This window comes from Spirochaetae bacterium HGW-Spirochaetae-1, from assembly GCA_002839375.1.
GTDB lineage: Bacteria > Spirochaetota > UBA4802 > UBA4802 > UBA5550 > PGXY01.
Genome location: PGXY01000005.1, coordinates 218,415 through 231,343 on the forward strand (window position 1 = coordinate 218,415; position 12,929 = coordinate 231,343).

A 12,929-nucleotide genomic window follows, 5' to 3' on the forward strand; every position below is an offset into this window, starting at 1 on the left:
GAAAGAAAGGAAAAGCGGCGATATGCTGTTCTTTTTATCGGCATTACTCCTGCGTTCTTATCTTCCTGATTTTAGTACTTATTTACAATGCTGCAATTCTTCAAGAAAGATAGCATATTCATTGGATCGATAAAAGGCAATCGATTTTTCATGACTGCCATCCTCATATTATCATTTACAACACCGGATACCATATGATATTCTCCCTCCGGTGCCTTCATCGTCATTGAAAGCATGTGTTGATGTCGATAGATTTATTTACAGGGGTGTCCACGATGAAAGAGCGGCTGAAAACCCATGTCTTTGATTTGCCCGTCCAGGAACTGCGCCGGGGATATCTCAGCGACATTTACTTCTGGCGTGAAAAAGTAACCCTGGAACAGCACGGGCTCCACCCCGAAGTGACCATGCAGGTTTTCCAGAAAAGGGACGCAATCCTCTGCGGAATAGACGAAGCCATCGCCGTACTCAGGGTGGCCAGCGGCCGATACCGGGACTATCCCCGGGCCTTCAAACTTTTCGACAGGCTCATGGAACTTAAAAAAGAGGGGCGCCACTGCTACCTCCATGACCGTGATAAATATCTACGCGTCGTTTCGGAAAAAATGAACATTTCCAGTGAACTGGAATCCCTGTGGGACGACGGATTCCATGATCTCCGGATCGAGGCCCTCCATGACGGAGACGCCATCACTCCCTGGGAGACTGTGATGCACATTACCGGCGACGCTTCCCTCTTTGCGCATCTGGAAACCATTTACCTGGGCATCCTGGCGCGACGCACGAAAATTGCATCCAATGTCAGGAAAGTTGTGGAAACGGCGAAGGGGAAAATAGTCCTCTACTTCCCGGCTCGCTTTGACCACTGGGCAGTTCAGGGGGGTGACGGCTATGCCGCCCACATCGGCGGTGCAACGGGCGTATCCACCGACGCCCAGGCTGAATGGTGGGGGGCCCGGGCTTCGGGGACGGTTCCCCATGCCCTAATCGCCGCGGCAAAGGGCAGCACGGTCGAAGCAGTCCGCATGTTCGGCGAGACCTACCCCGAGACCAATCTCGTGGCCCTGGTAGATTTCGACAACGACTGTATCGGCACATCCCTGGAATGCGCCCGGGCCCTGGGCTCTAGGCTCTGGGGCGTCCGTTTCGATACATCCGAAATGCTCGTGGATAAATCGATCATACCCCGCATGGGGACCTTCAGGCCCACGGGTGTTGGACCGGAACTGGTATTCATGGCACGTGAAGCCCTGGACCGCGAGGGATTTCAGCATGTAAAAATAATTGTTTCAGGGGGATTCGATGCAGAAAGGATATCGCAGTTCGAAGCTCAGAAGGTACCCGTTGATGCCTACGGCGTTGGAAGCAGTCTCATGCAGGGCTCCAATGACTTCACAGCCGACATCGTCCGTGTCAACAAAAAGGACCTGGCCAAGGTAGGCCGGCGATTCATCACGAATCCGCGGATGAAGAAAATACTGACATAGGGAGAACATCATGAAACAGGCGCTCATTATTGTTGATATACAAAAAGATTTCTGTCCCGGCGGATCCCTGGCGGTGAAGGAAGGAGACAGTGTGGTGGAACCGTCAAACCGCCTCGTCACATATTTTGAAAAAAAGGGCCTGCCCATTTTCTTCACCCGGGACTGGCATACCGCAGACCATTCTTCTTTCATGGAGCAGGGGGGCATCTGGCCCCCTCACTGTGTGGCCGGCACGGATGGCGCCCGCTTTCACGAAACACTGCACGTTCCGGGACAGGCCGTGATCATTTCCAAGGCAGCCGAAAGGAGCGCCGATGCCTACTCCGGCTTTGAAGGAACTGACCTGGCCGATCGCCTCCGAAGCCTGCGGGTCCGGGACCTGGTGGTGGCAGGCCTGGCCACGGACTATTGTGTGAAAAACACGGTTCTGGATGCCCTCAAAGAAGGATTTTCCGTAACCGTCGCCCTGGACGCCATACGCGCTGTTAACGTGAATCCCGGTGACGGAGAAAGGGCGATTGAGGAGATGAAGAAGGGTGGGGCAGATTGTACATCTACAGAGAAAATTCTGAACCGCTAAAGCACACAGGGCCTCATATTTTTTTGCTGGTGTCAATACAACATATCCTCGTCCGACAGAGTGTGGTCATTCACACTCATACCGGGAGGACATATCGTCGGAAAATTTGTGGTAAATCAGTAACGGAGGTTTCATAAAGCCGGCGGTTCCATACCGATGATTCTTTTTATCGCGATAAGATAATTGATATTTTCGTACTCTTCAAGTCTGAGCATTTCCCTGGCCTTTGCAAGATCATCCAGTTCCGTGCTTTCGATACAGACCGTCTGTATTTCAGCCCCGTTTACCAGTAACATCGCCACCTCCGCGATGGTGTTATTTACGGTGAAACCGAAGCGTCTTTTAAAGACATTGACGGCAACAAGGTCCTTATGGGACCTGATGAGTTCCTCAAGAAACTGCTCCAGTGAATATTCTTCCCTTTGGAGATCGGAAACCATCTTTTTTAAAATCATATCCAGAAATAAATGATTGCATTTGTCATAAGACCGTTTTACTGTTTAAACAGGCTGTTAATCTCCTCACACTGTTGAATATTGTTTGTTTGGCGACTTTGACAATACAAAACAACAGTGAGATTAATAGCATTTTTTATTTACCATCCCATTTTGTTGGGACAGCCGTGATTATTAATAATTAAACAAGGGTAAGGGTTTTTCTGTGACAGATAAAACTGAAGGGACTCATTTGTCTGATATGATAGAAGAGAAAATTTCTCTCCATGGCCATTTTCAATTTGAAATAAAACAGTATTACAAATTTATTATGAGCAGGGGAGATAATTCATTTTTCATCAGAACCTATTTCTTTATACCGAACAATCTGAATATTAATGAAGATACCTACAGCCGGAATGATTTTTACTCCGACCTTCGGACTTATATCCGTCTGAGAACCCCCACCGTTTATCTTAATAGCCTTGCAAGTCACTCTGACATATTTCTGCGATTAACAGACAGCATGCGAAACACCGTCGATGCCTTTGCCGGATACGAATATCATATAAAGCTATTTTGTCTGATATTAAAAAGATCACTGCGGCTCCAGATACGGGCAATCAAACATACCGATTCCTCTGATGCTATTATTCCGCTCCTGGAGGATTATATATCCAGCACAGAAATCATCTTGAAGAAATTCCGGGCACTGGAACAGGTACTTGAGGAATTCGACGGCACAGAGGAGGCAATGACAATTTATCATTTCGCCGATGAATATATAAGTCTTAAAATAGAATCGCACGCATTCAGGCTTATAAAAATACTTGAGGGGAAAAATGCGACCCTGCTTCAAATCAACAGACTCGTCACTCTCGCGTATAATGAAACAGAGTACAGAAAGCAACGCGGATACCCTTCAATACCGTCGGCGGAAAGCAACAACACCGGTTTCATATACCGGGAGGGTGTATTGAAAAAATATATAAGCAATGTTTTGTTTCTCGAAACACGAATTGAAAGAGAAGGAAAACTGCTCGAACAGATGGTTTATAGCATTGCCGCGGGACTTGCCATGGTCTTCGCAACGGCAGTGGCATTCATCGGCCAGAACACCTACGGGAACCTGTCACTGCCTTTTTTTGCCGCCCTTGTTATAAGCTATATGTTCAAAGACAGGATAAAAGAACTTACCCGAAAGTATTTCGAACGCGGATTGAAAAAATGGCTCTACGACAGAAAAAGATTTATCTACCACAGTTTTAAAAACAGAATAGGATTCTGCAAAGAAAGCTTTTCCTATATCCCCGAGTCAAGAATTCCTGAAGAAGTAATGCGGATAAGAAAGCGTGACAGGTTTACCGACATTGACAACTCTCTTGCCGGAGAAAAAGTGATTCAATACAGAAAATATATAACAATAAGCTCTAAACGATTCAGTTCAATTAAACAGAAATATACAACTGAAGGCATTATAGACATCCTTCGTTTCAATATAGAAAAATTTTTACGCTATACCGACGACCCTGAAAAAAAAATAATCATAACGGAAAACAACACATACAAAACAATCCACGGGGAAAGGGTATATCATATGAACATGATAACACACCACATAATCGATAAGAAAGACCATTATAATAAATTCAGAATCATCTTCAATCGTAGTGGAATCAAGAATATAATCAAGGTGTATTAATTGCTTTCTTATTCACTTCCCCTATGAGACTGCCATACATACCGACAATTTAACGGGAGAATTGAAAAATGGATGGGACGGCCAGCATGTTCTTTTCTTCTTGTCTGTATTGCCTGAATTGTTTATTTTTGCATCGTGGATATAAACATCTTTCAGAATGCGTTATGGGAACATCCCAATAATGATTTATAGAGGTTCCCTTATATAATACAAGAGATAAAGAATTGGCATGAAACCCGATCTCCTCATCAAAGACTATTACGGCATGCTTGGCATCGCCAGGGACGCTTCACCCGACGAGATCAGGGCCGCCTTCCGAAAGGCGGCCAGGCTCACCCATCCCGATGCCACGGGCGACACGCGCAGTTATAATAAGTTCATCCTGATACGCGAGGCCTACGATATTCTCAGCGACAAAACGCGTAAAAGGGAATACGACAGCCTCCTCTTTGCTGCACAGCCAAGGGAGGACGACAGTGCAGATCAGTTTCAGCGGGCCTTCAGTGATTTTACTGTTTCCGGTGAACCCTACCGCCATGAATGGGAGTACTTTGTCCGCCACCCCGATGACTACCTCGATCTTTTCGACAGCATCATGAAGGCTCTTCTGTCATCAGCCCTGTCGGCCCTGGCCGGTCTTGTCATAACCCTCCTGGTTTTTCTCGCTATTTTTATACTACTGCCCCTGGGTGCTTCAGCCGCGATATTGCTCCTGGGCCTATCCACGGCGGGATCACCGGAACCCCTGGTGCTATTGATCATGGCCGTACATCTCTTCAGCATGAGAAGAAAATTATTGGATACTCAATTGCAAACCCTGGTAAAAGCTCTGGCGGGAATCACCGTACGGCCTCTCAGGGGAATTCCCCGAAAGACGGGCAGGTGGTTCATCTACTTCAATTATTGTGCCGCCCTTTCCCTGTTTATTTTGTCCGGCTGCAGTATTGCACTGTGGATAACCGGAAGGAGTGTGCCATATGGGCATTACGGCACAGCTACAGCGCTTCTTTTATCCACCGCGCTGGTCATTCTCTTCGCCGTTTCCATTCCCCTGAGTTTTAACGTAATCAGGGAAGCGCTCTTCAACTATCCCGTTATACGATGGTCCAGGTTCACTGTCGCGAGCGGCGGCTCTATAGAATATACACAAAACAAATACATCCCCCGATAAAATATTTATTCTAAAATTTACAAAAATTTTTTCCGGAAAAATCTTGACATATTATACCGGTGTAGTCATATATCCAACTAGATGACGCAAGCAGCCGGGTAGCAGTAGCTGCAAACATAATCGGGAAGCTTGTACGTAAGTACAGTCTATATATATCCATGATATAAAAAATGCCTTGTCCATGTGACGAGGCATTTTTTTTACTCCACTCTGTTAGTTCCCTCCCGCGTTCCGACAATCGCACAACACCATGCAGTCCTTACCAGTACTTTCATCAACGGACCTACCGGTCAGTCAGGCAGAATATATAGAATGATCTTAAAACTCCATTCTGTCTTGACAAAATGATTATAATGTTCAACAATCATTTCCATAGCTGTATATTATTCATTGATAGTGCTCGAACCGTCAGGCGGTCATGACAAGGAAAACCCGGTCTTCATGTTATTAAAAAAATATGGCATCATGAAAATTCATATGGCCGCACTGCTTATCATGGGATGTATACCCCTTTCGGCCCGCACAATATCACCTGCCGTGCTCCTGGAAGCGGGAAAAAACGAATATCCCCTGGGCACACACGTGGATTACCTGGAAGACAGGGACGAGCGGTTTCTCATCGGTGATATCACGGCCGGCGGCAACGAACTGCCGATCATGCACAGCACAAAAGAAAACATCAACCTGGGATTCTCCTCATCGGCCTGGTGGTTCCGCTTCACTGTTAAAAACCTGGATCATGACAACGGGAGATGGCTCCTGGAACTGGGATATCCCCATCATGATTATGTGGAATTCTATGTGCCTAACGGCAAAGGAGGCTATTCATTAAAAATAGCCGGAGACCAGCGCCCCTTTGTCATGCGCGAAGTGCAAAACCGCAATTTTCTTTTCAACCTGGATATACCGCGGAACCGGTCCATGACGCTGTACATGCGCATAAAGACCGAGAGTTCCGTCCAGGTGCCGCTCAGGCTCTGGGAGCCCGTACGGTTCGCCGAAATGGTCAATAGCGAACAGTACGGACTGGGTCTCTACTACGGTATCATGCTTGTCATGATTCTCTATAATCTTTTTCTCTTTTTCGGCATCAGGGAGAAGACCTATATACTCTATGTGGCATACATCACCGTACTCACCCTGGCGCAGATGTCTCTCAACGGTCTGGCATTCGAGTATCTCTGGCCCAACTGGCCCTGGTGGACCAATAAAAGCGTTCTCCTCTCACTCTTCGGCAGCATCTTTTTCCTGACACTTTTCGGTCGTGCCTACCTGGACTCACGGACCCATGTACCGCGCCTGGACAAACTGATGATCGCCCTGGCCGCGGCATCGTTCCTGGGCATGGTAATGTCCTTTACCGCGCCTTATTCCGTGGGAGTAAAATTCGTTGCCATCCTGGCTTCGCTCCTCATCATCGCCTCTCCCATTGCGGCATTTTTCTGCTGGCGGAAAAAGGTTCCCTCGGCACAATATTATCTCATTGCTTTCATGTTTTTATTATTCGGCGTCATGTGTATCGGTATGCGAAACCTGGGACTTCCGCCCACGGGCTTTATCACAACCTATTCCATCCAGATTGGGTCAGCACTCCAGGCGGTTCTTCTCTCCCTGGGTCTCGCCGACCGGTTCAACATCTTAAATAAGGAAAAGTTACTTGCCCGGAAGGAGATGCTGGTATCCCATCTCACGGAGAAGGACAGGATCAAGGACGAAATGAACAAAGACCTGGAAAACGCCCACCAGAACACGAAAATTGACATGATGATGGCCGGCAATATCCAGAAGACCCTCTTCCCCATGGACCCGCCCCGGACCGACGAATGGGACACGGCCTTCCTGTTTCATCCCATGGCCGGCGTGTCCGGCGACTTCTATGATTTCTATCAGCAGGAGGGACAGCTCCACGGTGTCGTACTCCTGGACGTATCAGGCCACGGCGTCGCCTCGGGCCTCATCACCATGATCGCCCGGACTGTCTTCCACCGTCTCTTCTATAAAATGCGGAAGCAAAATTTAAACGATGTAATCGTGAGTGCCGATCAGACCCTCATTGCTGAAATCGGGAGGATAGACAATTACATCACGGGTATTATGCTGCGCTTCGAGGGCGATATGGTGGAATACGTAAACGCCGCCCATCCCCACATGTACCTGCGGAGGGGCCGTTCCCTCAATGTTCACACCATAAACAAAAAAGCCGGCGATTTCCGGGGACATTTACTGGGCCTGGAGGTCATGGACAAAACCTATGAAAGGCTCCGGTTCCGCATGGAAAGGAACGACACGCTGCTACTCTACACCGACTGCCTCTCCGAGGCCTATTCAGCGGCACATGATGAACAATACGGTGAAACGCGCATTATTGACGCCCTGGGCAATGCGCCGGCAGGGACGGCATCGGAGATTCTTGATCACATCATGGAAGATTTTTTTACCTTCACGGGCGACCGGTCCCTGAACGATGACCTGACGGTGATACTGATACAAAGAAAAATCTAATCTTCATTTCCCGGGTTTATTCAGACCCGGACTTTTCACCAGTTTTTCGCGCCAGGAGCAGATTTGATCTTCCAGGCCCCAGTTTGGCGCCGTAACCAAAGTTGAAATCAAGGGGAATATTCTTCTGCCGGTAGGCGGCGGCAAGGTCGGCCTGGCGTGGAGGAACTAGTATATCTTTCAACGAAACGGGTGTATCGTATTTTCCAAAAAGAGTTATCTGAAACCCGCCCGACTCGAGGAAATACCTGTAAGGAACCCCCGAATCGTCCTGGACCACCATGCAGCTCCGGTCAAGGAGAGTATGACAGAAATCACGGTAATTCCGGTAGTGCAGGAGATAGATAGCTGATTTCAGCATGGTATTTAAATCTCCCGCATTTTTTAGATACCGCGCCAGGGAAGCCTGTTCCGCCAGCGAGTCGCCCCTGAGACGCATCTGGAAATAGACGATGCTTCGTTCAGTCCGGTCCCCGCGAAAAAAGCGTATCCTCAGACCCTCTGCGGTGTCCTTTTGGGATCGCACCTGTCCCGGCAATTGAGGGATAACCGTTCCATCGGGAAGAAGAAGTATCCGCTCCACATCGCGTATGACAAAGCCGAGCCTGGCGGCAAAAATCAGGAGCACCGGCGCCACTCCCAGGTCCCGGGAACCCTCGATTTCACTTTCCATTGTGTTGCTGATAAGATAATTTCGCGATGCAATGGACATTATGAACCTGCGGATGGAATGCAATTCCCGTTCAAGCCTGGGACCGGAGAAAGAAGCGGGATCATCTATGGAGCCGATGCGCTCCAGGGCAACCATGACATAAGCAGGGGCATGGGGATAGATAGAATAGAAGTTGACCAGGTCAGCACCGCTCAGAGGGTAGAATGCCGTATTATCCCGGCAGAATTTGCCCATATGGGAATCGCGCCATGAGGCGATTCGGCTTATATTGCCCTCGCTGACACTCTTCCAGAAACCATCCATGAAAGCGGCGTGCTGCTGATACGCCTTGCTCTGTGTGAGCCCGTAAAGTCTGCTTGTTTCCTCCACGGGCATTCCGGCAAAAAACCGGGAAAGTTCCACCCATCGCGGGTCTCCCGTAACAGCCGCGGAATACCGGGATTGAGAACAGGCCGATAAAACAAGCAGCGCGGCTGCAAGTATCCCCGTGAAACATTTTCTATAAGACATCTATGCACCCCTGTTAAAATTTCGCGTAATGATACCGGCTCAGGTACTCCGGTCAATCCTTTTATATACCGAGTAAAGGGATCACGGCGATATGCCGGTACATACACTTTTTTTCTTCAGCTTTCACAACAGAACAATCGATACTCTCAAAAAGAGCCTGTTCAATTTCGGAGGTATTCCCCATGGAACTGTCGCATCCCCTTCCCTGCATCATTGGCAGCCTGACCGTGTTTTTCATTGTACGGCAAATATCGGTCATTTTTAAATTTAAATTTGTCCGGCTCATCACGACGCCTCTCATTACCTACTGCATCGTGGCCCTGGCCGTTGTGGGCATTTTCCGAAGCGGCGGCAGCGGCTGGATGATACTGGCGGCCCTGGGACTGTCCCTCATCGCCGATGCCGTTCTCATGATCCCCGGTGCAGACCTTTTCGCCCACGGACTCATCTTCTTTCTCGGAACCCATATTTTTTATACCGTTGATTTTTCCCGCGGATATGCTTTCCTGTGGTGGGATATACTCACCATCGTGATTCTCCTGGCCCTCATGATCTTCCTGGTCATGCGTTTTCACCGGGGAGGCAAACTGGGGAAAATGATGGTCCCCGTTATTGTTTATATCACGGCCCTTTCATGTATTGTATTCTTTTCTTTCAACGGATTTCTGCGCGGGGGGGATACGGTACATTTGCTGACCGCGGGAGGCGCCATTCTGTTTTATGTTTCCGATGTGATTCTTGGCTGGGCGCAGTTCGTGAAGTATCACCGTCTCAGCACTCTCTGGGTGTGGTTCTTTTACGCACCGGGACAGTTTTTCATTGCCCTGTCACTGGTCATATAAATAATTCATCCGGGACATCTTTTTATCGATCTTTTGCTCTTTCACATCGGCATAAGCCCGGATGAAGGTTTTATACCATTAATTATACCGCCCTTGTTGACAAAATAGCGTCTGCGTAGTATGCTTGATTCCATATCACCTGATTCACGAACCATGAAACAGTGTAATGGATCACCAAGCTATGCCGGAAAATAAATCAGACAGAAGAAAGCTTTCCCATAAAAAGAACGATATGTATCGCTCCATGATGGAAACCACCGGCGATGTCTATATGCGCTTTGATTCTGAGTTCCGCCACATCTATGTAAGTCCCACGGCAGCGGCCTATTCCGGTATGGAGCCCGATGCGATGACCGGTAAAACCCACCGCGAACTGGGATTTCCCGAGAATCTCTGCCGATTCTGGGAAGAACGGCTGAGCGACATCTTCCGCTCCGGCAATCCCGTTGAAACGGAATTCGAGTTCAACTCGGCAAAAGGCCCGGTAATCTTCAACTGGCGCCTTTACCCGGAACACGACGATGCAGGAACAATAACAACTGTTTTGTCCGTAGCCCGCGACATGACCCGCATAAGGCTGGAGCAGCAGGAGAAGGAAAACCTGATGCGCTTCCAGAATATCATCATCGAAAGTGCCGATATATGGCTCGACGTTCTTGACCGCGAGGGCAATGTCATAATCTGGAACAGGGCGGCTGAACGAATTAGCGGATACAGCGCCGGGGAGGCAACGGGTCACGGGAAAATATGGGAATGGCTCTATCCCGATGAAGAATACAGGAAAAATATCACGGCGACGGCCATGGAGATAATAGAAGGGCTTCGCGTGGCAGAAGGATTTGAGACGACCATCCGCTGCAAAAACGGCGAAGAAAGGATCATATCATGGAACTCCCGGAACCTCGTCGATGACAGGGGAATCATCATGGGAAGCGTTGCCCTGGGATTCGATGTTACGGAAAAAAATTTGATCGAGACGGCCCTAAAGGAAAGCGAGGAACACTACCGCAATATATTTGAAAACGCCGAAGCCGGCCTCTTTCGTACACGCATATTAGACGGGAAGGTCCTTGACGTCAATGAAAAATACGCGCAACTCGCCGGGTATGATTCACGGGAGGAGTGCCTCAGTGAATTCGTTTCATCGAAAAGTTATGCCGATCCACGCCAGCGAGAGTACATCATACAGGAACTGAAGGAGAAGGGGTTTATCCAGAACAAGGAAATTGAAATCATCCAAAAAAACGGCAGCAGGATATGGGTGAGTTTTTCCGCCAGGGTATTCCCTGAAGACGGTTTAATAGAAGGGGTCCTTATTGATGTCACAGAACGCATTAACGCCGTACGTGCCCTGAAAGAAAGTGAATCTCTGTATCGCAGCCTCTTTGAGGGAAGCCGTGACGGTATCATCTTCATAGACGGTACCGGACAATTTCTAGATTTCAACCAGAGTTACCTCGACATGCTGGGTTATTCCCGGAATGAACTGCTGGCCATGAACTTCCGCATGATAACACCTGAAAAATGGCTGGGCTGGGAATTCGAAACAGTATTTGAAAAACAGCTGAGAGTCAAGGGTTACTCTGATATATACGAGAAGGAGTACATCCACAAAGACGGTTCAGTATTCCCCGTTGAACTGAGGGCCTATCGTCTCAACAAACCCGGATCCGGTTCCGAAGTTTTCTGGGCCATTGTGCGCGATATTACCGAAGAGAAAAAGGCGCGGGAAGAACACCGGCTGCTGCAGGAGCAGTTCTTTCAGGCGCAGAAAATGGAGGCCATCGGAACCCTGACCGGGGGACTGGCCCATGACTTCAACAATATACTGGGGGGAATCATAGGGAGCCTGAGCATCCTGGAAATGATATTAGCCGAGGAATCGCTGAAAAAGGAGGAAAAAATATGGAAGTATCTCCGCACGGCCATATCGTCATCCAACAGGGCCGCGGAAACAATAAAACAACTTCTTATGCTGACCCGCCGGGAAAGCCTGCGTCTTGTTCCCGTTGATATAACCCAATCACTCCGCAATGTCATACGCATATGCCAGAACAGTTTTCCAAAATCGATCAACATTGATTCAGCCTTCCCTGACAAACCCGTACGGATAATGGCGGACCCGACACAGCTTGAACAATTGATCCTCAACCTCTGCGTCAACGCTTCACATGCCATGACAAGCATGCGGGGCGATCATGAATCGGAAGGAGGAATACTCTTCACCGGCCTGGAAAGTCTATTGCCTGATGTACGGATCATGGCAACGCACGGAGAAACAAAACAGGGATATCCCTATGCGGTCCTGACTATCCGTGACAATGGCATAGGCATGGATCAGGAAACACAGAACAGGATATTCGAGCCTTTCTTCACTACCAAACCCATGGGAAGCGGAACCGGTCTCGGACTTGCCATGGTATACAGCATCGTCACGCAGCACGGTGGACTCATCGACGTCCGGTCGGAACCGGGAAGTGGAACGGAAATAAAAGTTTACTTCCCTCTTCTCGAAGATGAAGCACATCCACAGATTTTTGAACCGGGGACACCTCCCGCCGACATACCCAGGGGCAACGGTCTGATCATGGTCGTCGATGATGAAGAAGCCCTCCGGTCCATTGCCGTGGAAATACTGGAGGGGATCGGGTATCGGGTCATTACGGCCGAAAACGGCCTAAAGGCCATGGAAATATTCCAGGTTCGACACACCGAAATCGACGCCCTCGTGCTGGACATGTCCATGCCGGGCATGTCGGGCCTTGAACTCTATAAAAACATCCGTCTCATCAATCCCTCCATCAGGGTGATTCTCACTTCGGGATACATGCACGATGAACGGGTGCGCAAAGCCATGGATCTGGGTGCCCTGGGATTTATCGCCAAGCCGTACTCTATACGACACTTCGCTGAAAAAGTACGCGAGCTTCTCTTCCTGTCAGGAAAATAATTATTCATTATGTAATTGACAAACATAGTGCCGGCGGCATATCCAGTCCCTGTCTCATTATGAGTAAGACTGTTATCACAA

The 12,929-nt window shown here is 48.7% G+C and carries 9 protein-coding genes; 7 read left to right on the forward strand and 2 right to left on the reverse strand.

The window, feature by feature from the left end; all coding sequences use genetic code 11:
* Positions 1–275 precede the first annotated feature (275 nt).
* Positions 276–1,487: a quinolinate phosphoribosyl transferase gene (locus CVV44_11335; GenBank protein ID PKL38470.1), complete on the forward strand. Its 1,212-nt coding sequence runs from the start codon at positions 276–278 to the stop codon at positions 1,485–1,487.
* A gap of 10 nt (positions 1,488–1,497) precedes the next feature.
* Positions 1,498–2,067 (forward strand): nicotinamidase, encoded by a 570-nt coding sequence (locus tag CVV44_11340; GenBank protein ID PKL38471.1) that lies wholly within the window; start codon positions 1,498–1,500, stop codon positions 2,065–2,067.
* A 131-nt stretch (positions 2,068–2,198) separates the two neighbouring features.
* Here CVV44_11340 and CVV44_11345 read toward each other — a convergent pair whose 3' ends face one another.
* Positions 2,199–2,522 (reverse strand): hypothetical protein, encoded by a 324-nt coding sequence (locus CVV44_11345; GenBank protein ID PKL38472.1) that lies wholly within the window; start codon positions 2,520–2,522, stop codon positions 2,199–2,201.
* Between the two features lie 241 nt (positions 2,523–2,763).
* On the opposite strand from CVV44_11345, the gene CVV44_11350 reads away from it, so the two are divergent.
* The 3 genes from CVV44_11350 to CVV44_11360 all read left to right on the forward strand — a co-directional run bounded on the left by CVV44_11350 (position 2,764) and on the right by CVV44_11360 (position 7,876).
* Entirely contained in the window at positions 2,764–4,203 is a 1,440-nt protein-coding gene (locus tag CVV44_11350; GenBank protein ID PKL38473.1) for a hypothetical protein, read from the forward strand.
* A gap of 229 nt (positions 4,204–4,432) precedes the next feature.
* Entirely contained in the window at positions 4,433–5,374 is a 942-nt protein-coding gene (locus CVV44_11355) for a hypothetical protein (GenBank protein ID PKL38474.1), read from the forward strand.
* 441 nt (positions 5,375–5,815) lie between these two features.
* Positions 5,816–7,876, forward strand: coding sequence for a hypothetical protein (locus CVV44_11360; GenBank protein ID PKL38475.1), 2,061 nt, complete (start codon positions 5,816–5,818; stop codon positions 7,874–7,876).
* A gap of 16 nt (positions 7,877–7,892) precedes the next feature.
* Here the strand turns inward: CVV44_11360 and CVV44_11365 are convergent, their stop codons facing one another.
* A complete protein-coding gene (locus CVV44_11365; protein PKL38476.1) occupies positions 7,893–9,056 on the reverse strand; it encodes a hypothetical protein in 1,164 nt (387 codons plus the stop codon).
* 182 nt (positions 9,057–9,238) lie between these two features.
* On the opposite strand from CVV44_11365, the gene CVV44_11370 reads away from it, so the two are divergent.
* Positions 9,239–9,898 carry a hypothetical protein gene (locus CVV44_11370; GenBank protein ID PKL38477.1) on the forward strand — a complete coding sequence of 220 codons (660 nt, stop codon included), beginning with the start codon at positions 9,239–9,241 and terminating at the stop codon, positions 9,896–9,898.
* Between the two features lie 166 nt (positions 9,899–10,064).
* Entirely contained in the window at positions 10,065–12,848 is a 2,784-nt protein-coding gene (locus tag CVV44_11375; GenBank protein PKL38478.1) for a hypothetical protein, read from the forward strand.
* Positions 12,849–12,929: the final 81 nt, after the last annotated feature.

What these genes read in the sequence shown, in the direction of transcription:
- CVV44_11335 (PKL38470.1), top strand. Translation starts at nt 276, where the DNA reads ATGAAAGAGCGGCTGAAAACCCATGTCTTTGATTTGCCCGTCCAGGAA.
- CVV44_11340 (PKL38471.1), top strand. Translation starts at nt 1,498, where the DNA reads ATGAAACAGGCGCTCATTATTGTTGATATACAAAAAGATTTCTGTCCC.
- CVV44_11345 (PKL38472.1), bottom strand. Translation starts at nt 2,522, where the DNA reads ATGATTTTAAAAAAGATGGTTTCCGATCTCCAAAGGGAAGAATATTCA.
- CVV44_11350 (PKL38473.1), top strand. Translation starts at nt 2,764, where the DNA reads ATGATAGAAGAGAAAATTTCTCTCCATGGCCATTTTCAATTTGAAATA.
- CVV44_11355 (PKL38474.1), top strand. Translation starts at nt 4,433, where the DNA reads ATGAAACCCGATCTCCTCATCAAAGACTATTACGGCATGCTTGGCATC.
- CVV44_11360 (PKL38475.1), top strand. Translation starts at nt 5,816, where the DNA reads ATGTTATTAAAAAAATATGGCATCATGAAAATTCATATGGCCGCACTG.
- CVV44_11365 (PKL38476.1), bottom strand. Translation starts at nt 9,056, where the DNA reads ATGTCTTATAGAAAATGTTTCACGGGGATACTTGCAGCCGCGCTGCTT.
- CVV44_11370 (PKL38477.1), top strand. Translation starts at nt 9,239, where the DNA reads ATGGAACTGTCGCATCCCCTTCCCTGCATCATTGGCAGCCTGACCGTG.
- CVV44_11375 (PKL38478.1), top strand. Translation starts at nt 10,065, where the DNA reads ATGGATCACCAAGCTATGCCGGAAAATAAATCAGACAGAAGAAAGCTT.